The organism is Pseudomonas sp. 22490, from assembly GCF_052044465.1.
GTDB classification, from domain to species: domain Bacteria; phylum Pseudomonadota; class Gammaproteobacteria; order Pseudomonadales; family Pseudomonadaceae; genus Pseudomonas; species Pseudomonas aeruginosa.
Map to the genome: position 1 here is coordinate 93,513 of NZ_JBQENS010000002.1, position 22,588 is coordinate 116,100.

The following is a 22,588-nucleotide window of genomic DNA, read 5'->3' on the forward strand; positions in this document are numbered from 1 at the left end:
AATTCCCCGACGCCAACCACCACTTAGGAGATACGTGAATGCAAGCACAAACCCTTAGCAGCAGCGCGGTGAAGGCTACCACAACCGCCTTTATCGGCCGTGCCCTGATTGGCTACCAGCTGCAGCGCAGCCCCGCTGCGCGGATCCGCCTGGAGACTGCCGCCGACCTGGCACGCCACCTGGGCCAGTTGAGCGACGGCGACGCAGCAGTGATAGCCGAGCAGCTGGCAAAGCCTTGCCGCGACCAATCCACCCCCGTCAATGAGGTTTCCCATGGCTAACCGCTTTCTCCGTGGCTGCGGCGAGGATCTGAAACGCCTAGTCAGCTTCGCCCAGTCGGCTGGCTGGGCCGTGCAGCAGACCCGAAAATTGCACCTGAAATTCACCAAGCCAGGCCGCCAGCCGGTATTCACCAGTGGCACACCCAGCGACCGCCGCGCCTGGCTCAACGCCAAGTCGCAGCTGAGCCAGGCCGACAAGCTGGCAGGGGGTGCAGTGTGCTGATGCTGAACGGCCACGACGTGAGGGTGTGCGAGGCGCGGCTGCGCCAGGTACGTGCCCAACTGGCGGTGCCGTCGACCTTCGACATGGTGGAGGCCACCCAGGTGGTGGAGCTGTACACCAGCTTCGGGGTGGTGCAGGTGCCGCTGCCTGCCGGGGAGTTCATCGTGGGGATGGAGGATCCAGCCGGGGTGCGCCGCTTTGGGGTGGTGCGTTTCGAGGGGATTCCAGACGACGAAGGCTGGCACGTCGACTAGGTTTAGCGGCTAAATTTCGGGGCGCAAATGCGCCCCTTTTTTATTGCCGCAATTCAGATACTAAACCCAACATTAGGGTTTAATTGACACGATATTAAAACACTATATCGAATATATTCCTGATCACTTAATCAGGCTTCACGTCCCTACAACCCTTGCAAACCTTGAATTGTCCTTTTGTTCCTTTGTACTTATGTACTTAATAGAATAACTACGTACTTAGGTATTTTACCGTTCGTCATTTCGCTATTTCGTTAATTAGCGATTCAGATAAATTGACAACCCAACTTAGGAATTCAGGAAAACCCTAGAAGCCCCACCAAGCAAGGGCTGAAACCCTAAGTCAGGAAATGAAAACCTTTTATTCCCTCACATCTGGAACGAAACGCGAAAGATTAAAAAAGTGCTTGACCACACAAATTTTTAATAAGTACAGTTCGCCCCGGTCAAATCTGCCCAGCATGGAGTAAGCGGCAATGGACGAACAAAAAAACAGCGTTATAAACCCACGTGATGAAGTCGAGGAAGTGGCCCAAGTTATAAGTTTTCTTGGGCGCGTGATCGGCGCTGTTGCACTGGATGATTATGAGCGGGTGGGGGCGCAGGTGGTGGCCGAGTGGTCGGCCGAGCGGCTGCGGAATTGCTCCGCAGCGATGAGTCAGGCGGGCAGCGCGCCCAGTTGATCGAACAGCTGGCGCTGTTGTGCCGGCGGGAGTTGGCGGAGGCGGTCGAACAGCAACTGGTCGATGGCCCCCGCAGCAGGCCGAAGGGCATGCGAGTAGGTCAGATTCATCACGAAGGTGTGCCCACACTTGGGGTCAAGGCACTGGCAGTACAGCCGAGCAAATTCCACCGACAGTTCGTCGCGTGACCCGATCCTGGCTTTCCCCTGACATTCCTTGCAGTAGATCCGCAACGTTTCTCCCTCCCCCGAAGGTGTTCGTTCGGACACTATTCTGCCACAACATCTAGTGGCTAACTGCATCAGCGAACCCAACTCGTCGATCTTGGCGCAGCACGGCATTGACCTGTAGGAACAGCTGGCAGATCGGCCGAATCTCGTTGTTGGTGTACACCCTGTCGATCTTTTCGATATCGCCAAAGCCCCCGGCATTCTCCGGCATGATCCCGGCCAGGGCGGGATTCATGCGCCAGGCCGCGATCACGTCCGCCCGGGTGATGTTCTTCACCCGCTCGAATTCGTCTTTGGTGGCCACGTCGCCCACGGGGATGATCTGAATGGCTTTCTCGCCGCCGTTGGGGATGTTGACGAACATCGAGCGGAAATTGCCCACCCCTTTGCTCGCGCTGATCTGCGCTTTCAGGTCTTCCTCGTCGTCTTCGGATAGATCGGGATCGTTGGTGTAGAAGATGAACCCAGCGTGCGCGCCGTTGTTGTAGTAGCGACGGCGGAACAGGGTGGCGGACTCATTCAGCAGCAGCGAATGCAGGCCGCCCAGGTAGTCGGGCACGCCGTACACGTCCTGTTCCACGTCGTAGTCCATGACGTGTTCCACCTCGTCTTCGGCAAAGTGCAGTTCCTGCCCGTTGGGCAGCAGCATCACGAAGCCGCCACCCACTTTGCGCCGCATGTTGATTGCCGGCAGGTGCCGCAGCTCAAGCACCTGGCCGATGATGTTGCGCAGGCGCTGAAAGTACGCCTCACCGAACACCATAAAGTCGAGCGCTGCACGGCCCATGGTCTGCGCGCTGCAGCCGGCCGAGGGGATGAAGTCACGCAGCAGCAAGTTGCGCTTGAAGCGCGGAATGGTGCCGTGGTGTGCGTTGGCGCGCAGTAGCCTGGCCAGCCCGGTGCGCGACACCGGGGGCGTGTAAATGCGCCCGTCGTCGCTGGCGAACACGCCCAGGTACTCGCCCATGTTGCTGGCCAGTACCGATTCCGGAGCCCCGAACGTGAAGGCCCGCACGTGCTTGGATGGTTGCGCCTGATGTTGCTGCGTTTGCTCTGCCATGGCTGCCCTGTTCGAGTGTCGAGTAGCGGCTGCGACGCCGCTTGTTGGTGTTTAGGGGTTCGTGTGCCAGCGCGTGCATCACGGCCCAGGCCACGTCGGCGTGGCCGGTGGCATCGGTGCGTGACGCGCTGTAGGTGATCTGGCCGCTGGCCGTGGCCCCGCGCTTGATCGTGAGGAAGGCGGCCGCAATATCGTTCCAGCCGGCGTCCCATTCGATGCGGCTGCCCTGGATCGTGTCCTGTGCTTTCAGTACCAGCGTGTTTTTGGTTTCGAGGCTGTAGTGGATCGGCGTGGCGCGCGGGAAGAAGTCGCGCACCAGATCGAACACCCCATAGCCCACCCCGGTGATGTCGATCCCGATGTGCTGCACGTTGAAGCGCTCGCACAGCTTTTTGACCTGGGCGGCCTGGTAGGTGAACGAATGCCCCCGCCAGCTGTGCTTCTCCAGAATCCTGAACCGCGCCCCAGGCTCCAGTGGCGGGGCCACCACCACGCAGGTGGCATCGTCGCGGGTGCGGCTGGGATCGTAACCAAGCCACACCGGGCTGTTGCCGAAAGGCCGCTCTGCCTTCGGATCCGGATCGTAGTCAGCCCACAGGCTCTGGTCTGAGTAGCAGCGTTCGAGGTCGGCCAGGGTGAAGACGCTTTGCGTGCTGTCGATGAATTTGCACATGTACAGCTGGTCGAAGCGGTCTTCGTCGTTTTCGAGGCGCAGGCGGTCGATATCGAACAGATCACAGCCGCCGGCTGCCGCGTCTTCGATGGTGATTTTCTTGCGCCACTGGCCATCCGGACACAGCGCGCCCTTGTGAATGGCGGCCTCGCTCGGCCAGTCCTCCCCCAACTTTTTGCCGCGCTTGCTGTTGCGGAATTCCTCGCCCGTCCAGAACGGGTACGCCTGGTGGGTGACGGCGCTGGGGGTGGAAAAGTAGGTTTTGCGCCACTTCTTGTGCGAGGCCATGGCCCCGGCCAGGTTGTTCAGCTTCTCGAAGTCGCGGATCCAGAAATATTCGTCAATGTAGACGTGGCCATGGTGGCCCTGGGCGGTGCTGCTGTTGGTGGAGAGAAAACGCAGCTCGGCCCATGGCTTGCCGTCTTTGCTGAGCACGATGGGATTGCCGGTCAGCTGCAGGCCGAACCATTCAGCGGCAAAGGCGATGATGTAGCTGCGGAAAATCTCGGACTGGGCGCGGCTGGCAGACAGGAACATCTGGTTGTCACCGGTCAGCACCGCGTCCATGAATGCTTCGGCGGCGAAGTAGTAGGTCAGGCCCACCTGCCGGCTTTTCAGGATGTTGCGGATCCGCGCGGTAAGCGGGTTTTTCTTCGCCTCGAACAGCTCCAGCTGATAGCCGAACATCTTGCTGGTGAACTTCTCCAGAAAGTCCACTTCGCCCAGGCCGGTGACGTCGTTCTTCGGTTTCTTCTCCCGGCGCTGTTCGCCCCGCTCGCCCTTGTTACGGCGTCCACCGCGCTGCCCTTCGCCACCCTCGCCACGCTCTGGCTGCGCCTCGCTGACGGCCGGGTGGGCAGGCTTGGCGCTCTGTTTCAGCAGACGCTCGCGGATGGTGGTCAGGCGGTCGAGTTCGTCCAGCTCGCCTTTGGCCAGGGTGCCCTGCTTTTCCAGCAGCAGGGTGATGCGCCGGCTGACGGCGGTCACCGGTTCTTCGTCCGTCAGCATCTCGTCCCAACCGCCACGGGCGATCCAGTAGTAGACGATCCGGACGTTGGGCAGCTTGAGCTGGGCCTGAATTTCGCGCGGCTTGCAGCGGCGCAGGTACAGGCGCTTAGCGGTTTCTTTGACTTCGACTGAATAGGGCATGGGCCGCAGTCTATGCGGCAAAAAGGCCATGAACGCGGCCTGTTATTCCTGACCATTCCTATTTTTATCAGTTAGTTATAGATCAAAGTTAAAGCGTTTGTTTAGGTGCCGGGCGGTGCCTATGGTGGGGGCTACTGAGTCACCCCCGACCTGTCGCCACCATCAGCCGAGCAGCCAGAACAATGTCCCAGCCCCTGACCACCGGATGGATTCAAGTCGCTACCAGCGGTGCAACCATCGACGGCCGCACCATCGAAGCGCAGGACTTGCGCGATATGGCAGAAACCTATTCCACGGCGACCTATACCGCCGTGATCCGTTTCGAGCACATCCGTTATTTCGGCAACTTCGGCACTGTGGAAGCGCTCAAGGCCGAGGATCTGGACAACGGCAAAGTGGGGCTGTTTGCCCAGCTGCGCCCCAACGCCCGGCTGCTGGAGCTGAACAAGGAAGGCCAGGCGCTGTTCACCAGCGTGGAAATCACCCCGAACTATGACGGCAGCGGCAAGGCGTACATGAACGCCCTGGCCGTGACCGACGAACCCGCCAGCCTCGGCACTGAGCGCCTGCACTTCTCCCGCCGCAAGTCCAACCCCGACAACTTCTTTGCAGCCCCTGTGCGCCTTCCGGATCTGGACGAGAGCCTGGCCGAAGACGACGCCGAAAGCGCCGGGCGTGCCTTCTTCGCCAGCCTGGGGCGCTTGCTGCCGGGCTTCAACAAATCCCCCGCAACCCCCAAAGACGAGAGCACCCCAATGGATCCGAAAACCGTAGAGGCCTTCACGGCTGCGGTGGACAAGCTCGGCACCGTGGCTTCCAGCCTGGAAAAGAGCGCCACCACCTTTGCAGCCCAGCCGGCCGCCCCGGCCACCACGGCAGCCGCTGCGCCCGCTGCTGAGCCCGCCAAGGGCGAAGGCGAGCAAGCCCCGGCCGTCAGCGCTGAGCAGTTCGCCAAGCTGCAGGAAGGCCTGGAAGGCCTCACCAAGATGTTCAACACCGCGCTGAACCAAGGCCAGGGCAAAGACGTGCCGGCCACCACTGGCGCTCACGACAACCAAACCGAGGCCGTGTACTGATATGAGCCTGAGCAATGCAGCCCGCTTGAAATTCAGCGCCCTGGCCGTCGCCATCGCCGCCACCTATGGCGTGCAATCGGCCCGCGAGGAATTCAACGTCACGCCGTCCCTGGCGCAGACCCTGAACGAAAAAATCACCCACAGCTCGTCTTTCCTGCAGCGGATCAACGTGATCCCGGTCAGCGAGATCAAGGGCCAGAAGGTCATGCTGGGCCTGACTGGGCCCGTCACTGGCCGCACCAACACCAACACCAACGACCGCGTGCCGCGCAATGCGGCCAGCCTGGACGGCCAGGGCTATGAGCTGTTCGAGACGCACAGCGACGTTGCGCTGAAATTCGCCACCATCGACGCCTGGGCCAAGTTCCCGAACTTTCCGCAGCGTTATGCCGCCGCTGTTCAGAAACAGATCGGCCTCGACCGCATCATGATCGGCTGGAACGGCACCAGTGTGGCCGCCACCAGCGACCCGGTAGCCAACCCGCTGCTGCAGGACGTGAACAAGGGCTGGCTGCAGATTGCCCGCGAACAGGCCCCGGAACAGGTTCTGGCTGAGGGCACCAAGGTCGCCGGCAAGATCCAGATCGGCGCGACTGGCGACTACGCCAACCTCGACGCCCTGGTGCATGACGTGTCGCTGATGATCGAGGAAGAACACCGCGACGGTGGCGACCTGATTGCCATCATCGGCCGCGATCTGCTGGCCCATGACAAGGCCAAGCTGTACGCCAAGCAGGGCGACACCCCGACCGAAAAAGAGCGCGTGGAAATGGCCCAGGTGGTTGCCACCTACGGCGGCCTGCCGGCGTACACCTGCCCGTTCTTCCCGGCCAAGGGCGTGGTGGTTACCAGCTTCGACAACCTGTCGATCTACTTTCAGGACAGCAGCTGGCGTCGCCACATCAAGGAAAACCCGAACCGCTCGCAGACCGAGGACTTCAACGCCCGTAACGAAGGCTACGTGATCGAGCAGCTGGGCAAGTTCGCGGCTATCGAAGCCGCCGCCGTGGAGTTCGTATAACCATGATCAGCCCGGCACTTGCCCACAAGCAGCGCATGCTTGAGCAAGGCCGGTCTGCCAACCGCGCGGTGGCGTACAGCCCCGCAGCGGCCCTGGCAGGCCCGGCCAACGCGCAGAAACACCTGGCGCTGATGACTTCGGCCCTGGCCGAGGATCTGGCGCGGCTTTCCGATATGAATTCGATGGGCGACCGCCAGACCCTCAAGCGGGACGAGCTGCTGCCCAAGTACCTGGACTATGTGCAGCGCTACCGCGAGTCAGGCCTGAACCACCCGAATCAGGTGCTGATGCAGGTGCTGGTCTGGCTGTTCGACACCGAGCAGTTCGAGGCAGGCCTGGATCTGGCGCTGTTCGCCATCGAGCAAGGCCAGGAAATGCCCGCCCGCTTCAAGCGCGACGTGCCCACCTTTGTGGCTGACGCGCTGATCGACTGGGCCGAAGCCGAGCACAAGGCCAAGCGCAGCCCCGAGCCGTACCTGTCGCAGCTGATGCCGTACGTGGACGGCTACTGGGCCGAGATCACCGCCGAAGAAGGCACCCAGCTGCCGACGCCCTGGAAGCTGTTCGAGCGCATCCCGGCGCGCTTCCACAAGCTGCTGGGGATCCTCGCCATGGAAACCGAGCAGTGGGCGGACGCCATCGACCACTTCGAGCGAGCGACCGCGCTTTATCCGGAAATCGGCGTGAAAACCCGTTCGGACGATGCCGCCAAGGCCCTGCGCAAGCAGCAAGCCGAGCAGGCCAAGGCCGACGAAAACCCGACCACCTAACCGACTACCCCCCCCAGCGGGGGCCTGCCGAAGCCATGGCCCTGTGCCAATGCCTGAAAGCAGCCACCCCCGCCCCTATTCGATGGACGGCCAGCAATGAGCTTTTCCGGCAAACCCACCACCCTGGTGGAACGCGCAATTCCCAACGACGGGTTCTGGCCCGACCTTGGTGTGAGCGAGTTCCAGACCGGCTACCGCCTGCCGGCAGAGTACGTGGTGGATCTGCTGGCCGACGGGATCACCAACGCCATGGGCGAGGTGAACCGCGATCTGGCCAAGCGCAAAGCCGCCTGGCAGGCCGCAGGCATCGACACCGTGGCCACCGCGGATCCGCTGCTGCTGCAGGAACGCGCCTTCTACGTGGCCACCTACAAGCGCGCGGTGTACTGCCGCGCCAAGGCCTACCTGCTGCAGCAGTTCGCCACGGTGAACCGCCGCGCCGAAGCCGAGAACCTGGCCAAGGAAGCACCCGACACCCATGAAGGGTTCCTGGCTTTCAGCCAGCAAGCCGTGCGCCTGATTCAAGGCCGTGGCCGGATCACGGCGGTGCTGCTGTGAACAAGCTGCGCGCCCTCACTAGTTACCTGATCGAGCGCCGGCTAGTGCTGCCGGAACAGCTGGACAGCTGGGCCGAGCAGGTAACCCTGCCCCTGTACTGGAAGCACACCACCCAAGGCCTGCACATGGGTGACATGCGCTACCGCGCGGTGGTCGTGCTGGAACGCTTCACCGAACATCCCGGGCGCCTGATGGCCCTGGTGGGTTCCTGGCTGGAAGTGAACGACACCGGGCGCGAGGACGACGCGCTGCCGCCCCCCACTTTCGAGATTGACCAGCTCGACCCCGATACCGCCGACGTGGAGCTGCAGCTGGAATTCCTGGAACCCCAGCACCTGGCCGAAGATCCGGACGGCGAGATTGAAGCCTTCGGCAAGCGCTGGGCGTTCGTGCCGTTCGACCTGTGGATAGCCGACGACGGGAGGGTGACCGATGGCCACACCGACCGTTGACCTCGACGTGCGCGGCCTGCTGGACGCGCAGCAGACCCTGGATCTGCTGAAGCTGTCGCCCGCCAAGCGGCGCCGGCTACTGAACAACGTGGCCAAGCGCGTGCGCACCCGCAACCGCAAGCGCATCAGCGAGCAGCGCAACGTCGACGGCTCGGCGTTCGAGGCCCGCAAGGCAGGCGGCAAACGCAAGATGCTGCGCGGTCTGGGCAAGACCTTGCAGGTGGTCAGCCTGTCGGCCGACGAAGCAGTGCTGGGCTGGGGAAACCGCCTGGTGGCCCGCATTGCCGGCGACCACCAGCACGGCCGCCCGGAAACCATGAGCGCCGCGCGCATGCGCCGCCTGGGTAAGACCCCCGACTACAACGCACCGGCCAGCAAACAGCAGGCCCGCGCCCTGCTGAAAGAGGGTTACCGGATCCGCAACGGCAAGCGCTGGAAGCGCCCTTCCCAGGGCTGGATTCAGGCAAACCTCACCAGCGGCCGGGCCGGTTTGATCCTCGCCAAGCTGGCCGGCGAAACGAAGAAACCGCGCTGGCAGATCGAACTGCCGGCCCGCTCCGTCCTGGGCGCAGACACCCAGGACGTGCGCGAGATTACAAAAACCGTTCTGCAACAAACCCTCAACGCACCCCGATAGCGAGGCCTCGCATGGCTCAAGGCAAAGTCAGCGTCAATAACCTGAACCTGGGTCAAGGCCCGGTGACGGAGATCGAGCGCTTTTTCCTCATCATCGGCCCGGCGTCTAAAAACGTCGGCAAGCTGATCCCTTTGAACACCCAGAGCGATCTGGACAGCGAGCTGGGCATTCCTGCCAGCGACCTGAAAACCCAGATCACCGCCGCCCGCTTGAACGGTGGTGATCGCTGGGCCTGCATGGCGGCGCCGATTGCCGCCGACGGCAACTGGGCGGACGCCCTGGACAAAGCCCAGCGCGAAGGCGTGTCGGTGGAGGCTGTGGTGATCACCAAGCCGGTGGCCACGGCTGCCGAACTCACCGCCATGCACGACAAGGCGGTGGAGGTGAACAACCAGTACGGCCGCCGCGTGTTCTTCATCGCCGCGAGTGTTGGCATTGCCGCGGCCCAGGACTGGGCCGCCTACCTGACCGAGCAGCGCGCCCTTGTGGACGGGCTCGCCGCCCCGCGCGTGCTGGTAGTGCCGCAGCTGCATGGCAACGACCTGGGCGTGCTCGCTGGCCGCCTCGCCAATGCGGCCGTGAGCATCGCCGACAGCCCCATGCGTGTGGCCTCTGGCCCGGTGCTAGGCCTGGGTGCCACTCCGAAAGACTCGGCAGATATCCCCCTGCCGTCGGCCATCCTGTCGGAACTCGACAAAGCGCGTTTCTCGGTGCCGCAGACCTACCCGGATTATCCGGGCGTGTTCTGGGGTGACGGCAACATGCTGGACGCCGCTGGCTCCGACTTTCAGGTGGTGGAGTACCTGCGCATCACCGACAAGGCTGCCCGCCGCGTGCGGATCCTGCTGATCCAGCGCGTGGGCGACCGCAAGCTGAACAACACCCCCAACAGCATGGCCGCGAACAAATCGGCACTGATGCGCCCATTGCGTGAAATGTCGCGCTCGGTGCTGTTCGCCGGCCAGCAGTTCCCCGGCGATATCGAGCCACCGGCAGACGACGCCATCACCCTGGTGTGGCTGAGCAAAACCAAGGTCGACGCCTACATCAAGCTGCGCCCGTTCAACTGCCCCAAAGACCTGACCGCAAACATTGCCCTGGATCTTTCCCAGGACGACGAGGAGTAAACCCACATGGCCCGAATTGGCGGCATGAACTTCGACGTGAACCTGGGCGATATCCAGGTGCATATCGAGAAAGCAACCTTGGATATCACCGACAACACCGCAGTGGCGCAGACCGGCGGCGTACCCGATGGCCACGTGGATGGCGACGTGGGTGCCAGCGGTGAATTCGAGCTGGACAGCGTGAATTTTTCGCTACTGATCGAAGCCGCGCGCCGCGCCGGCAGCTTCCGCAAGCTGGAGCCGTTCGACACGGTGTTTTTCGCGAGGGCCGGCGACGACGAACTGCGGGTGGAGGCCTTCGGCTGCAAGCTGAAAGTGTCCAGCCTGCTGGATATCGACCCCAAGGGCGGCGAGAAAACCAAGCACAAAGTGCCGTTCGACGTTACCAGCCCGGACTTCATCCGCATCAACGGCGTGCCGTACCTCGACGCCAGCGAGATCGAGGGCCTGCGCTAATGGCTGACTGGGTAGACCGCGCGCTGGAACGCGAGGAACTGGAGCTGGAGCGCGCCCTAGCCGCCCAGCTTGCCAGCGCCAAGCCTGCCGGCCCGAGCCTGCCCGAATGCGCCGAATGCGGCGACGAGATCCCCGCCAAGCGCCAGGCGCTGGGTGGGGTGACCCGTTGCGTGCCATGCCAGACCACTTTCGAGAAAGGAACCCGCCGATGACCACCAGCCCCTGGCCGAATTTCAGCCTGGCCGAGCTGCGCTGCAAGTGCGGCCGCTGTAGCAGCACTGGCCGCGAGATGGACAGCGAATTTATGGAGCGACTGCAACGCCTGCGCAGTACCTACGGCAAGCCCATGCAGCTATCCAGCGCGTACCGCTGCCCCCGCCATCCCGTGGAGGCGAATAAAGCCGCCCCGGGCGAGCACTGCACAGGCAAGGCGGTGGACGTGGCCATTCGTGGCCCTGAGGCCCTGCGCCTGCTGCAGTTGGCCCTGGAGCTGGGGTTTACCCGCATCGGCGTGAGCCAGAAAGGTGCGGCGCGCTTCCTACACCTGGGCACGTCTGCCGATGGCCGCTTTCCATCCCCTGCGCTCTGGAGCTACTGACTGATGCCCTTTGAGAGCGATCTGGAACTGCGGCACCACGTTGGGCAGCAACAGTGGGAGGTGATCCGCCCGCTGTTCTACGTCACCAAGGCCCGCCGCCGGGTAATTGTCCCGGTTGGCTACCGCACCGACCTGGCCAGCGTGCCGCGCTTCGCCTGGCGCATCGTGCCGCGCGATCACGAAGACGCGCGCCGCCCAGCCGTGGTGCATGACTACATCTACACCGACCTGACGCACCTTTACACCAAAGCAGAGGCTGACCGGATTTTCTATGAAGCCCTGCTGGAGGAAGGCATGCACAAGCCCCTGGCTTGGCTCATGTGGTGCGCTGTTCGCATCGGCGGCCGCGGGAAATGGAGCAAGTAATGGAGCTATCCGCCACAGCCGTCAGCGTGCTGCTGATGCTGATCAACGCGGTGCTGACTGGCGTGGTGGGCTTTCAGGTTTACCTGTTCAAGCAAGTCAGCGCAGCGCGCCGCGAACACCTTGAATTCCGCATTGAAGTGGCTGAACGCTACGTGCGTGCGGAGTACATCGACAAGGCCATGGAGAAGCTGGAAGACCGGCTGGAACAGCGCCTGGAACACCTTTTCAACCAACCCCCGCAAAGGAAAAGAACATGACCGAACGCCGCGAAATCACCCTGGATCTGGCCGGGAAGGAATTCACCTTCAACCTGACCCCGCAGGACGTGACCAAGTACTTCAACGCCGTGACCCAGAACAACAAGGTGGCGCCGTCGAACAACCTGCTGACCACCACCGTGCAGCAGGATCAGCTCGCCACTCTGCGCCCGCTGCTGGCCAATCCGATGCTGACCATGAAGGTGGCCGGCGCGCTGCTGGAGGAATACGCCCCCGACGTTGAAGTGACCGTAAAAAAGCCCTCGCCCGCGCTGAACGACTGACCGAGGACGGCCTGGGCCAGCTTATGGCCCTGGTCGAGCGCTGGCTACCTGGCGCGGAGCCCACGGCGGACAACCTGGGCACCGCCAAGTGGCTGGAGGACGAACACTGGCGCCGCATGGAGATTGCCGTAGCAAACGGCATCGCCAAGGCCCTGAACGGCTAACCACTGACGACCCACTATGACCGCAGCCGCCACAAGCCAACTCGACTTTATCCTGCGCCTTGTCGATCAGGTGACTGCGCCTGCCGCAAAGGTCAGCAAGCAGCTGATGGACGTGGCCGAGGTCGGCAAAAACGGGTTCATGCAGATGGGCGCGGGGGTGGCCGGGGTGGTCGGTACCGCCTATGCCCTGCAGGAAGCCATGGCCCCGGCACTGGATCAGCAGCGGGCGCTGGGCGAAGTGAAGTCACTGGGCGTGGCCCAGGAAGCGCTGGACGAGCTCAACCGCAAGTCGCTGGAATTCTCGGTGGCCTACGGCGAGAACGCCCAGGCGTTCGTCCGTTCCGCCTACGACATTCAGAGCGCCATCGCGGGCCTCACCGGCAGCCAGCTGTCGGCATTCACCAACGCTTCCAACGTGCTGGCCAAGGCCACTAAGGCCGATGCAGCCACCGTGACCAGCTACGTGGGCACCATGTACGGGATCTTCAAGAACCAAGCCGACGCCATGGGCAAAGCGGAGTGGGTGGAGAACCTGGCAGGCCAGACGGCGCTGGCGGTGCAGATGTTCAAGACCACCGGCCAGCAGATGAGCGACGCATTCACCGCCGTGGGTGCAAACGCGACAGCCGCAGGCATTGGTTTGAGTGAACAGGTGGCAATCCTCGGCACCCTGCAGGCCACCATGGGTGGTGCCGAAGCCGGCACCAAGTACAAGGCGTTCCTGTCGGGTGTGGGGGCGGCCCAGGACAAGCTGGGGCTGTCGTTCACCGATAGCCAGGGGCGCATGCTGCCCATGCTGGACATTCTCGACAAGCTGAAAGGGAAGTTCGGCGACACCTTGACCGTGGCCGAATCCGACGAGCTGAAAAAGGCTTTCGGATCCGACGAGGCGGTGGGCCTGATCAAGCTGCTGATGGCCGACACCGCAGGCCTGGCCGGCAACATGGAGCAGCTGGGCAAGGTCAAGGGCATGGAGCAAGCCGAGAAAATGGCCCAAGCCATGGTCGACCCGTGGGAACGCTTCGGCAGTGCGGTGGAGTCCGTGCGCATCGCGTTCGGCCAGACCTTGCTGCCCGTACTGAACCCGCTGATGGAACGTCTGGCAGGCGGTGCCGCCACGCTGCAGCGCTGGGTGGTGATGTTCCCCAATATCGCCCGCTGGCTCGGTTACATCACCCTCGGCGTGCTGGGCCTGGTGGCAGCTGCAGCAGGCCTGACCATCCTCGGGGGGCTTATCACCGTACTGTCGGTGCTGGCTAGCCCTATCGCGCTGATCGTGGTCGGCGTAGTGGCCTTGGTGGCCGCCGTCGCCGCTGCGATTATCTGGTGGGACGAGCTAAAAGCCGCCTATGGCGACACGGGGTGGTTCCAAGCTCTGATGGCTGTCGTCAGCATCGGGGCGGCTCTGTTCAGCGTGCTGGGGGCGGTGCTGAAGCTCGTTTGGGTGGCGTTGCAGCAGATCTGGCACATGGGTGTGCAGCTGTTCGAGTGGTTCGCCTCGTTCGAGGGGGTGATTTCGACGGTGACTGCAGTCTGGAACGGCTTCCTGGGCGTTCTGAGCAACTACGGGCCGTTCACCTTCCTACGCAATGCGCTCGGTCAGTTGATCGGCATGCTGAACAAGATCCCCGGCGTGGAGATCGACACCAGCTTTGCGGATCTCCCCGACGCTCCAAAGGTGCCACAGCCACAAGGGGCGAGCCTACCCACCCCAAGCACGCCGGCCGTGGACAACGCGCTGGCACAAGCCATGCCGAAAGCGCCCATGCCGCTGATGTTGGCGCCGGCCCCGGCAGTCGAAGTGCCGGCGGCAGCGATCCCACGCGCACAGATTCCGGAAGCCCCCATGCCCGCCATGTTGGCGCCTGCCCCGGCAGTCGAAGTGCCAGCGGCAACGATCCCGCGCGAGCCGGTTCCGGCTCCACCAATGCCGGCCATGTTGGCGCCTGTCCAAACGGTCGAGGTAACAGCAGTAGCACCGCCACAGCCACCTGCCGCCGCGCCGATGCCGGCGACGCTGGCCCCTGTCCAAGCGGTGGAGGTAACGGCGGCACTACCACCACAGCCACCGGCACCAGTCGCCCCGATGCCGGCGATGCTGGCACCCGTTCCTGTGGTGGTAGAGCGGGCAGCAGCCATGCCACAGCAGGCTGAGCGCGGTCAGCATGCTCGCCAGTTGATCAATGACGCGATCCCCAGCCTTGCGCCTTCTCGGCCTTCTGCGGTGCCGCCAGGCGGCCTGCTGACCAGCATCCAGAACACCAACAGCCTGAACAAGGGCACCCACGTGGAGAAAGTCGAGATCCACACCAGCAAGCCTATGTCGCCGCTGGAGCTGGAAAGCATGCTGGAGATGAGCGCCGGATGACCCTCTACATCGATCTGCTGATCAGCGGCAACGACCTGGCGCTGGATCCGTCCCGCCAGCCGCGGCTGGTGGACGACCGCGCGAGCATCGCCCAGGACATCGCCCACATGATCCGCGAAAGCGGCCTGCTGGTGACCCTGGTCGCCGAGCGTGACCGCTTCCGTCAGCGCGACTGCATCCAACAGCTGGAACTGCTGGTGGAGGCCGACGAACGCCTGGTGCCAGGCACCGCCAAGATCATCGAGCAAGAGCCGGGGCTGTATCTAGTGACCGCGCACACTGTTGAATTCGGAGCCATTGAGGTGACCCTGTGACCGTAGATTTCAAGCAGGCGCTGAGCGACGCCGGCATTCCAACCACCGAAGCGGGGCTGCGCGCAGCCTGGGAAAGTGAGGTGGCCGCCCAGGGCAGTGCGCTGAGCAACACCAGCGCCTATTCGCCGTTCTGGCGCATCATCACCGCGCTGGTGACCAAGCCCGTGCTGTGGCTGCTGGAGTTCGTCAGCGGCACAGTGCTGCCGAACTTCTTCGTGAAGACAGCCACCGGCACCTGGCTGGACATGCTGGCCTGGGCGGTGAACGTCGAGCGCAAGGGCGCGACCAAAGCCCGGGGCCTGCTGCAATTCACCCGCCTGACGGCTGGCGAAGCCCTGGTGGTACCCGCCGGCACCGTGGTGCAGTCTGCCGCGATCAACGGCCACATCTACCGCCTGGTGACCACCGAGCCCGGCGTTTTCGCTGACGGCCTTCTGCAGCTGGATATCCCCGTGGAGGCAATGGAAACCGGCAGCGGCTACAACCTTGCGCCGGGGTACTACGCAATCCTGCCCGAGCCGGTGCAGGGCATCACCTACGTGGTGAACAGCGACGGCTGGCTGACTCTTCCGGGCTCGGATATTGAGCCAGACGAGCAACTGCGCTTGCGTGTGCGCAACCAGTTTTCAGCGGTCAACCAGTGGCACACCGACGCGGTTTACCGCGCACTGATCACCGCCTTCCCCGGGGTGCGCCCCGATGGTGTGTATTTCGAACATGGCGCCCCACGCGGGCCAGGTAGCGCGAACGCCTTTGTGCTGTTCGAGGCCGACGTGCCCGCCGCCACCTATCTGGAACAGATCAACGCGCACATCCGCGACCAAGGCAACCACGGCCACGGCGACGACCTGCAGGTGATGGTGATGCCGGAGACCCAGCACGCCATTCAGGTGGGGATCTGGCCGCGCTCAACCCTGACCGACGCGCAGCGCGCCAAGCTGCAGGATGAGGTCGCGCAGTTCATTCGCGCCGCCTTCCGCGAGAGCACCCTGCGCGACTTTCAGCCGACCCTGACCTATCCGCAGTCGCGGTTTTCATTCAGCCGCCTGGGCGAGGAACTGCACCAGCAGTTCCCCGGGATCGAGTCGCTGGACTTCACCAACGCCGACATTCTGGCCGAGCTGAACATTCCCCGGATCCAGAGCCTGGAGGTGGTGCTGCATGATTAAGCTCGAACTGCCCTTCTGGCTGGACGGCAAAGAACTGGCAAAGCTCAAGGCCGCCTCGCAGGCCTGGTGGGAAAGGGTGGAGGGCTGGCTGCGCTGGCCACTGATGCAGATGGATGCCGCCACCTGCCACCTGACTGTGCTCGATCTGCTGGCCTGGCAGCGCGATATAACCCGCTTCCGCAGTGAACCCGAAAGCCTGTACCGCCTGCGCGTGAAGTACGCCTTCATCAACGCGGTGGACGCCGGATCCGTCGCTGGCTTCAAGCGGATCATGCAGCGCCTCGGTGTGGGCTACATCGAGATCGAGGAACGCCTGCCCGACCGCGACTGGGACGTGGTGATGCTGCGCTTATCCGACTCCCAGCTGTCGCAAAACCCCGATTTGCTGCGCGTGCTGATTCAGCAGTACGGCCGCACCTGCCGCCGCTATGACTTCGTGACCATCACACCACTGCTCACCCGTGTGGCTGTGGTCGACTTCAACGACGACCAGCAGACGCTGGTCGCCAGCCTGTAGGAGAGCCCCATGGGTGCAAGCATTACCCTGGCAGGCGAAAGCCTGATTGCCCAGAAACACGTCGCCCAGGAAGGGCTGGACGTTGTGCGCTTCATTTTCGCCAACGTCCCCGGCCTCGATCACAGCGGCCCGGTGGATCGTGCGGCCGGCAAACCCCCGGCCAATCAGATCGTCTACACCGCGACCATCCCCGAGAATGGCGCCGGCTACGTGAATCCCAATCAGGTGGTCTACAGCGTGCAAGCTGGCTCCGACGTGGGCGACTGGGACTTTAACTGGATCGGCCTGGAAACCGCAGAGAACGTGCTGTTTGCCGTGTCCTACGTGCCCATCCAGCAGAAGCGCAAGAACATCCCGCCGCTGCAGATCGGCAACAACCTGACCCGCAACTTTCTGGTGGTGTTCGACGGCGCCCAGGCGCTGACCGGCCTCACCATTGACGCCAGCACCTGGCAGCACGACTTCACCGTGCGCCTGGCCGGCATCGACGAACGCCAGCGCCAGAGCAACCGCAACACCTACGGCCGGGCCTGTTTCTTCGGCAGTTCGCTGCAGTTGGAAAAAGTGGGCAGCGTGTACCAACTCAAGACGGGCACAGCCTTCGTGGAGGGCATCCGCGTGGAGCGCTCGGCGGTGCTGCCTATCGCGCCGCCGGCCCTGCCCACCACAGCCTGGCTGGACGTTGCCCTGCAGCGCGAGCTGAACGATGTGGTGGCCAGCTGGTCGGTGGTGTTCGGCGCCAACAAAGTGGATTACGTCGACAGTGCCGGCGCGCAGCACTATTGCGTGCCCCTGGCAGATATCCCCAGCACAGTCCAGATCACCGACCGCCGGCCCGTCGAACCCATCAACGGATCCCTGGTGGAGCACTTCGCGGCCAGGATTGGCGACTACGCCCAGCTGCGTGCCCGAGCGACCACCAAGGGCGACGTGGGCCTGGGCAACCTGCCGAACGCCAAGAGCGACGACACCGCAAGCAACGACAGCGAGGTGCTGGCCACCACCAAGCTGGTGTTTACCGCCAGGGCAGCGCTGCAGGCCGCCATCGACGCGATCATCAGTGGTGCCACCGTCGTCGGCAAGGCCGCCAAACTGGCCACCGCCCGCACCATCAACGGCGTGGCGTTCGACGGGTCGGCGAACATCACCATTGCCGACGGCACCAAGGAACCCGCCATTGCCGCCGGCACCGCCGCACAGTACTGGCGGGGCACCAAAGCATGGGCCGACTTGGCGACCGATATTCGCGCGGCGGTGCTCACCGGGCTTAGCACGGCGACCAGCACCGCCATCGTGGCCACCGACTCGGTGTTGGCCGCCTTCGGCAAGCTACAGGCCCAGGTCAACCAGAAGCTGGACGCAACGGCCAACGCGGTCAGCGCCGCCAAACTGGCGACCGCCCGTACCATATCCCTTACCGGGGACGTGACCGGCAGTGTCGCGTTCGACGGCTCCGGCAACGTCAGCATGGCGACCGCCGTCGCCGACGACAGCCACAACCACATCATCGGCAACGTGGACGGCCTGCAGGCGGCCCTGGATGCAAAGCTGGCCACTGCCGGCGGAACGGTTTCGGGCAACCTGACGGTGCATACAGGTGTGGATGGTGGCTATGGCACGAGCAACAGCAGTGGCGTGGGCTGGGGTGCCTGCATTTGGGGTATGGGGCCGGCTTATGACGGTACCGGCGCCAACAATACCTATGACGTGACCGGACACTACGGTGCGTCCTGGCTGCGTGCCTCGCATGGCGACGCCCACGCCAGCATTGGCGAAGGACTCTATGTCTTCCAGGCTGGTGTACTCAAAGGCGGGATTGGTTCGGCGGGCATCTATACGCCTGGGATCTTCTACGGCAACGGTTCGGGGCTGACTTCACTCAACGCCAGCAACTTAGCCAGCGGAACCATCCCAGACGCGCGGATCCCTGGCCTGGCCTGGTCGAAGATCACCAGCGGCAAACCGACCACCATCGGCGGCTACGGCATCAGCGATGCCTATGTGAAAACGGACTTTGCCGATCGTGTGATTTCCGCCGGTAACAACGCGAACGGCTACTACCGCGTCTGGGCCTCCGGACTTAAAGAAATGTTCCTGGGGGCCTTCGCTTTGACGGCGCCCAGCCTGACCCGGAACCTGCCCATCGCCCTTAGCTCGCTGATCGCTGCCAACGCCCGCGCCACAATTCTGGGCCCGAGCGGCTTCACCAGCACCCTTTCCGTAGAGTTCCTGAGCACGTCGCAGATCAGGATCCATTGCTCGCAAAACTGCAACGTGATGATTGCAATCACGGGGGATATGTAATGCGCTACTTCGACCGTTCGACCCGTACCGAAGCGCTTCCGGGCGTGCATCCGGTTGACTCCCCATCAGTTGTCGAACTGCCCAACGATCACCCGTTTTTCGCGGCCCTCGCACCTGGCTTCAAGGTCGACTTTGACGCCGAAGGCTTGCCGGTGATCGTGCCGCGCGAAGCGCCTACAGAGGCGCAACTGATCGGGCAGTACACCCAGGCCATCCAGGCGCACATGGACAGCCGCGCGCAGCTGTTCGGCTACGACGATATCAAGACCGCCGTCACCTACGCCGAAGAACCCAGCGTGCCCCGTTTCCAGGCCGAAGGGCAGGCGTTCCGCGCCTGGCGCTCGGCGTGCTGGGACTACTGCTACACCCTGCTGGCTGAGGTTAAAGTCGGACAGCGCGAACTCCCGGGCGTGGATCAGTTGGTGGCTGAACTCCCTGAACTGGATCTGCAGCATGGCTGACGTCTGGGCCCCGGTGACCATGCGCTGGCCAAGCCAGGCCACCCAGTGGCTAGGCGAGCTGACGGCCGCCAAGGATCTGGCCGGCGGCGAGCTGACCAGCACAGCGCTGCGCCTGACCGGCCTCGACGGGCTGGCCACAACTAACCCCGGGCCGGTCGGCGCTGCTGCGCAGGGTGCCATCGCCACCGGGCGTGCAGCCCTGGCCGGGCAACTCGGCCAGGCACCTGCCTGCCTAGTGGTGACCCCGTTCCAAAGTGGAGTCGGTAAGGGCTCCGGGCAGCAGCGCTATTTGTCCGCGCCGACCATGCTTCAGCACCTGGCCGGCAAGCTGGTGGACGACACCGACAGCGGGCGTCCGAGCGGGCCGCAGTACGCCCTTTCGCTGATGTTCCTGGCCACACGATTTGACGAACTGGCCGCCACCCTGGAGCGCTTCAACGCCTTGTTGCCCGTGCCGGATCTGGTGCGAGCCGAGCGCCGCGCGCGGCATCTGTCGCGCCTGGAAACGGAAAAGTGGGAGATCCCCAGCGCAGGCGCACTGCCCCGCTGGCAGGCCCTGCCCCTGGAGCGCTGCACCGTGACCAAGGCCGCCCGGCAGTCCATGGCGGGCCAGTTGGCTGTGCTCGAAGGTTACGCGGCCGACAGCTCGCCCTTGGGTGATCTGGCCGCCCTGGCGTCCCGCAAGGTCGCCCAACAGCAGGCCCGCGACCAGCAACTGACGAATCTGCAGGAGCTGCTGGCCGGCGGCAGCGAGGACACCAGCATGCGCGCCCGCCTGATCGGGCCGGGGGAACCCTTCCAACTGCGCACAGCCCTGCTGGAGGGCGCCGCCCCGGGTCATGAGTGGGTGCTGAGCGCTGGCGTGGTGCTGGTGGGTTCGCTCGACGGCCTGAGCTTTGTCCGTGAACTGGTGGGCCTATGACGTTGCTTCTGGATGGGCAGAAGGTGCGCGGCAAGGGCCTGAAAGTCACGGCGAACCTGCGCATTGAGTCCGACGATATGTCCGGGCAGACCAGCAACACCGATGCGGCGCACAAGGGCTTCAAGCCCAAGTCGCTCACTGTGTCGCTGATGATCCCCTACGTGAACCGCACCGACCTGGCGCAGCTGATGAGCTGGGCCGAGGCCACCGCCGCCGGCGGCCAGCGCCGCGTCTACCGCATCGTGAACGACACCGCCGAGGCCTTCGGCGTGCGGCAGGTGGAGTTCAGCGACAACCTGAGCGCCCGCGAGGATGACAGCCTGTTTGCCTGGCGGGTGCAATTCAGCCTGACCGAGAAGCTATCGACCGCCGAGCGCGTGGAAAAACGCCGGCCGGGGAACCCGGTCAAGCAGCAGTCGGCACCAGGCCAGCCAGTAACCGCGCCGGGCACCACCGGCACGGCGGCCACCGAGGGCACCGCGGCTGCGGCACAGCCGGCTGAACTGACCGGCTTCGAGGCCGTGCTGAAACGCCTGGACGAGTCGCTGGCATGAAACTGCACAAGGTGCTGACCATCGGCGGCAAGCCCTACCCACTGGTGCGCGACGAGGTGCGCCTGGATCTGCGCAGCCCCGGCCGGGCCAGCTTCACCATCAAGGCCGACGCCCAGGTGCGCGGCGTGGTGATGCTCGACATGGGCTACAACGAAAGCGCCCTGCAGCGGCACTTCATCGGGCACGTGGAGCGCAGCACCGCCGCCAATACCCAGCAGCAGGTGCTGTTCTGCCGCGAGCTGACCAGCGTGCTGGCCCTGCCGCTGCCGATGAACCTGCGCCATGTGGATCTGTGCGAAGTGCTGGCCGAGATCAGCACCCGCACCGGCCTGCGCTTCCGCGTGCCCGACAAGCCCTACGCCAAGGTGCGGGCGCCCTACTTCTACAGCCTGGCCAACGGTTACCAGGCCATGGACAGCCTCGCCCGGGTATTCAACATCCCCGACTTCATCTGGCAGCAGCAGGGCGACGGGGAAGTGTTCGTGGGCAGCTGGGCCGACAGCTTCTGGGGCGCCCGCGCCCCGCTGCTGCTGCCGGTGGAGCTGTTCGACAGCTACCAGGGCAACCAGAGCGCAACGGTGGCGGCCCTCCCGGGCCTGCGCCCCGGCGCGACGATCAACCAGGGCGAGCGGATCACGTCCGTAACTCTCGCCAGCACGCAGATGGCCATCCGATGGAAGACGCAATCCAACGCACCGTAGAACGCCGCTTTCCCGAACTGACCGGCGGCTATCACCTGCCCCGCTTCGGGCGAGTGGTAGCCGTACCTGACGCCCCGGCCTCGCATGCCTTGTGCGATGATTTCCGCCCGCGCTTCGGCGTGGACGTGGAAGTACTTCTGCCAGACGGCGAGCCTGATCCGGATCTGCCGCTACTCACCAGCCTAGCGCTGCCGGTGCCCATGGGCGGGCAGGAAGCCGGCATGTTCGGCTTCCCCGAGGAAGGCACCACGGTGGTGGTGTGCTTCGCCTACGGCCTACCCCACAAGCCTTACATCGCGCAGATCCTGCCGCACGGCCTGAGCCTACCGCGCGTACCGAAAGGGGATCTGGTGTGGCAGCACAGCGAGGCCTGCCAGCAGCGCGTGGACGCCGACGGCAACTGGCTGCGGCAGACAGACGGGCGGATCCGCGATCAGGCCGTGGAGCGCGAGGTGGAGGCCATGGACAACGCCGAGCGCTACCAGAGCAGCACCGTGGAGGTGGACGACCACAGCACCGAAACGGTGGGCGGCATCAAGAAAGTGGAAGCCATGGGCGCGCTCAAGCTGCTGTCGGGCGGATCCACCAGCCTGGCCGCTGTGGACGATCTGCACCAGGCCACTGGCCGCGACCTGAACCTAGTGGTGGGCCAGAAGCACAACGCCACGGTGGGCGGCGATATGCAGGAACGGATCGAGGGCATCCGCCGCAGCATTGCCCCACAGACCTGGCTTGGATCCGAAGGGGTGAATGTGCTGCAGGTGCTGTGCGATCTGATCGATCTAGTGCAGGCCATGAACACCCAGCTGGCAGCCCACACCCACGTGCCAGGGCCAACCCCAAGCCCCACCGACGCGGGGCAGTTCAACGCCAAGGCCGCCCAGGCCCTGCTGCTGGCGGGACAGCTGAAACCCATCACCGCATAAAGAAAAAGGGCGCTAATCAGCGCCCTTGTCATT

General features: G+C 64.0%; 31 protein-coding genes. 28 read left to right on the forward strand and 3 right to left on the reverse strand.

From position 1 onward, the window contains the following. Positions 1–38: 38 nt before the first annotated feature. From ACTJJX_RS02490 to ACTJJX_RS02505, 4 genes are all read left to right on the forward strand, one after another. Complete coding sequence (locus ACTJJX_RS02490) at positions 39–281, forward strand: hypothetical protein (protein ID WP_440781871.1); 243 nt, start codon at positions 39–41, stop codon at positions 279–281. Further along, complete coding sequence (locus ACTJJX_RS02495; RefSeq protein ID WP_440781872.1) at positions 274–504, forward strand: type II toxin-antitoxin system HicA family toxin; 231 nt, start codon at positions 274–276, stop codon at positions 502–504. The genes ACTJJX_RS02490 and ACTJJX_RS02495 overlap by 8 nt, the downstream gene beginning before the upstream one ends. Further along, positions 498–758, forward strand: coding sequence for a hypothetical protein (locus tag ACTJJX_RS02500; RefSeq protein WP_440781873.1), 261 nt, complete (start codon positions 498–500; stop codon positions 756–758). Before ACTJJX_RS02495 ends, ACTJJX_RS02500 begins: the two co-directional genes overlap by 7 nt. A 476-nt stretch (positions 759–1,234) precedes the next feature. Continuing rightward, a complete protein-coding gene (locus ACTJJX_RS02505; protein ID WP_440781874.1) occupies positions 1,235–1,441 on the forward strand; it encodes a hypothetical protein in 207 nt (68 codons plus the stop codon). Here the strand turns inward: ACTJJX_RS02505 and ACTJJX_RS02510 are convergent. The 3 genes from ACTJJX_RS02510 to ACTJJX_RS02520 are packed head-to-tail and all read right to left on the reverse strand — an operon-like array spanning position 1,417 to position 4,553. Next, entirely contained in the window at positions 1,417–1,674 is a 258-nt protein-coding gene (locus ACTJJX_RS02510; protein ID WP_087835764.1) for an ogr/Delta-like zinc finger family protein, read from the reverse strand. The genes ACTJJX_RS02505 and ACTJJX_RS02510 overlap by 25 nt on opposite strands. A 52-nt stretch (positions 1,675–1,726) precedes the next feature. Beyond that, positions 1,727–2,581, reverse strand: a complete 855-nt coding sequence (locus ACTJJX_RS02515; RefSeq protein WP_440781892.1) for a phage portal protein — start codon at positions 2,579–2,581, stop codon at positions 1,727–1,729. Further along, positions 2,493–4,553, reverse strand: a complete 2,061-nt coding sequence (locus tag ACTJJX_RS02520) for a terminase large subunit domain-containing protein (protein WP_440781875.1) — start codon at positions 4,551–4,553, stop codon at positions 2,493–2,495. The genes ACTJJX_RS02515 and ACTJJX_RS02520 overlap by 89 nt, the downstream gene beginning before the upstream one ends. Positions 4,554–4,735: 182 nt before the next feature. Here ACTJJX_RS02520 and ACTJJX_RS02525 point away from each other — a divergent pair, with 182 nt between their 5' ends. From ACTJJX_RS02525 to ACTJJX_RS02640, 24 genes are all read left to right on the forward strand, one after another. After that, a complete protein-coding gene (locus tag ACTJJX_RS02525; protein ID WP_440781876.1) occupies positions 4,736–5,629 on the forward strand; it encodes a GPO family capsid scaffolding protein in 894 nt (297 codons plus the stop codon). Between the two features lies 1 nt (position 5,630). Beyond that, on the forward strand, positions 5,631–6,650 hold the full coding sequence (locus ACTJJX_RS02530) for a phage major capsid protein, P2 family (protein ID WP_440781877.1): 1,020 nt from the start codon (positions 5,631–5,633) through the stop codon (positions 6,648–6,650). A 5-nt stretch (positions 6,651–6,655) separates the two neighbouring features. Then, positions 6,656–7,420 carry a phage terminase small subunit gene (gene gpM / locus ACTJJX_RS02535; protein WP_440781893.1) on the forward strand — a complete coding sequence of 255 codons (765 nt, stop codon included), beginning with the start codon at positions 6,656–6,658 and terminating at the stop codon, positions 7,418–7,420. A 96-nt stretch (positions 7,421–7,516) separates the two neighbouring features. Beyond that, positions 7,517–7,978: a head completion/stabilization protein gene (locus ACTJJX_RS02540; RefSeq protein WP_343437708.1), complete on the forward strand. Its 462-nt coding sequence runs from the start codon at positions 7,517–7,519 to the stop codon at positions 7,976–7,978. Beyond that, positions 7,975–8,430 (forward strand): phage tail protein, encoded by a 456-nt coding sequence (locus ACTJJX_RS02545; protein WP_440781878.1) that lies wholly within the window; start codon positions 7,975–7,977, stop codon positions 8,428–8,430. The genes ACTJJX_RS02540 and ACTJJX_RS02545 overlap by 4 nt, the downstream gene beginning before the upstream one ends. Then, entirely contained in the window at positions 8,411–9,067 is a 657-nt protein-coding gene (locus tag ACTJJX_RS02550) for a phage virion morphogenesis protein (protein WP_440781879.1), read from the forward strand. Before ACTJJX_RS02545 ends, ACTJJX_RS02550 begins: the two co-directional genes overlap by 20 nt. A gap of 11 nt (positions 9,068–9,078) precedes the next feature. Further along, positions 9,079–10,194 carry a DUF2586 domain-containing protein gene (locus ACTJJX_RS02555; RefSeq protein ID WP_343437705.1) on the forward strand — a complete coding sequence of 372 codons (1,116 nt, stop codon included), beginning with the start codon at positions 9,079–9,081 and terminating at the stop codon, positions 10,192–10,194. 6 nt (positions 10,195–10,200) lie between these two features. Next, the gene (locus tag ACTJJX_RS02560) at positions 10,201–10,650 is read left to right on the forward strand and encodes a phage protein (RefSeq protein WP_219806744.1); all 450 of its coding nucleotides are present in this window, start codon (positions 10,201–10,203) and stop codon (positions 10,648–10,650) included. Beyond that, entirely contained in the window at positions 10,650–10,862 is a 213-nt protein-coding gene (locus ACTJJX_RS02565; RefSeq protein ID WP_087835754.1) for a TraR/DksA C4-type zinc finger protein, read from the forward strand. The genes ACTJJX_RS02560 and ACTJJX_RS02565 overlap by 1 nt, the downstream gene beginning before the upstream one ends. Further along, the gene (locus tag ACTJJX_RS02570) at positions 10,859–11,248 is read left to right on the forward strand and encodes a D-Ala-D-Ala carboxypeptidase family metallohydrolase (protein WP_343437704.1); all 390 of its coding nucleotides are present in this window, start codon (positions 10,859–10,861) and stop codon (positions 11,246–11,248) included. The genes ACTJJX_RS02565 and ACTJJX_RS02570 overlap by 4 nt, the downstream gene beginning before the upstream one ends. A 3-nt stretch (positions 11,249–11,251) precedes the next feature. Next, positions 11,252–11,614 (forward strand): DUF1353 domain-containing protein, encoded by a 363-nt coding sequence (locus ACTJJX_RS02575; protein ID WP_343437703.1) that lies wholly within the window; start codon positions 11,252–11,254, stop codon positions 11,612–11,614. Continuing rightward, entirely contained in the window at positions 11,614–11,871 is a 258-nt protein-coding gene (locus ACTJJX_RS02580) for a hypothetical protein (RefSeq protein WP_343437702.1), read from the forward strand. Before ACTJJX_RS02575 ends, ACTJJX_RS02580 begins: the two co-directional genes overlap by 1 nt. Continuing rightward, entirely contained in the window at positions 11,868–12,155 is a 288-nt protein-coding gene (locus ACTJJX_RS02585) for a putative phage tail assembly chaperone (protein ID WP_440781880.1), read from the forward strand. The genes ACTJJX_RS02580 and ACTJJX_RS02585 overlap by 4 nt, the downstream gene beginning before the upstream one ends. A gap of 23 nt (positions 12,156–12,178) precedes the next feature. Next, positions 12,179–12,319, forward strand: a complete 141-nt coding sequence (locus ACTJJX_RS02590) for a DUF6890 family protein (protein ID WP_263062592.1) — start codon at positions 12,179–12,181, stop codon at positions 12,317–12,319. Between the two features lie 16 nt (positions 12,320–12,335). Further along, a complete protein-coding gene (locus ACTJJX_RS02595) occupies positions 12,336–14,687 on the forward strand; it encodes a phage tail tape measure protein (RefSeq protein ID WP_440781881.1) in 2,352 nt (783 codons plus the stop codon). After that, complete coding sequence (locus tag ACTJJX_RS02600; RefSeq protein ID WP_440781882.1) at positions 14,684–15,001, forward strand: DUF2590 family protein; 318 nt, start codon at positions 14,684–14,686, stop codon at positions 14,999–15,001. The genes ACTJJX_RS02595 and ACTJJX_RS02600 overlap by 4 nt, the downstream gene beginning before the upstream one ends. Then, positions 14,998–16,170, forward strand: a complete 1,173-nt coding sequence (locus ACTJJX_RS02605; protein ID WP_343437698.1) for a baseplate J/gp47 family protein — start codon at positions 14,998–15,000, stop codon at positions 16,168–16,170. Before ACTJJX_RS02600 ends, ACTJJX_RS02605 begins: the two co-directional genes overlap by 4 nt. Further along, a complete protein-coding gene (locus ACTJJX_RS02610) occupies positions 16,163–16,687 on the forward strand; it encodes a phage tail protein (RefSeq protein ID WP_440781883.1) in 525 nt (174 codons plus the stop codon). The genes ACTJJX_RS02605 and ACTJJX_RS02610 overlap by 8 nt, the downstream gene beginning before the upstream one ends. A 9-nt stretch (positions 16,688–16,696) precedes the next feature. Next, positions 16,697–18,991: a phage tail-collar fiber domain-containing protein gene (locus ACTJJX_RS02615; RefSeq protein WP_440781884.1), complete on the forward strand. Its 2,295-nt coding sequence runs from the start codon at positions 16,697–16,699 to the stop codon at positions 18,989–18,991. Beyond that, the gene (locus ACTJJX_RS02620; RefSeq protein ID WP_440781885.1) at positions 18,991–19,452 is read left to right on the forward strand and encodes a hypothetical protein; all 462 of its coding nucleotides are present in this window, start codon (positions 18,991–18,993) and stop codon (positions 19,450–19,452) included. The genes ACTJJX_RS02615 and ACTJJX_RS02620 overlap by 1 nt, the downstream gene beginning before the upstream one ends. After that, on the forward strand, positions 19,445–20,374 hold the full coding sequence (locus ACTJJX_RS02625; protein WP_440781886.1) for a hypothetical protein: 930 nt from the start codon (positions 19,445–19,447) through the stop codon (positions 20,372–20,374). Before ACTJJX_RS02620 ends, ACTJJX_RS02625 begins: the two co-directional genes overlap by 8 nt. Beyond that, complete coding sequence (locus tag ACTJJX_RS02630) at positions 20,371–20,928, forward strand: DNA-binding protein (protein WP_440781887.1); 558 nt, start codon at positions 20,371–20,373, stop codon at positions 20,926–20,928. Before ACTJJX_RS02625 ends, ACTJJX_RS02630 begins: the two co-directional genes overlap by 4 nt. Continuing rightward, the gene (locus tag ACTJJX_RS02635; protein ID WP_440781888.1) at positions 20,925–21,629 is read left to right on the forward strand and encodes a hypothetical protein; all 705 of its coding nucleotides are present in this window, start codon (positions 20,925–20,927) and stop codon (positions 21,627–21,629) included. The genes ACTJJX_RS02630 and ACTJJX_RS02635 overlap by 4 nt, the downstream gene beginning before the upstream one ends. Further along, entirely contained in the window at positions 21,602–22,555 is a 954-nt protein-coding gene (locus tag ACTJJX_RS02640) for a hypothetical protein (protein WP_440781889.1), read from the forward strand. The genes ACTJJX_RS02635 and ACTJJX_RS02640 overlap by 28 nt, the downstream gene beginning before the upstream one ends. Positions 22,556–22,588 lie beyond the last annotated feature (33 nt).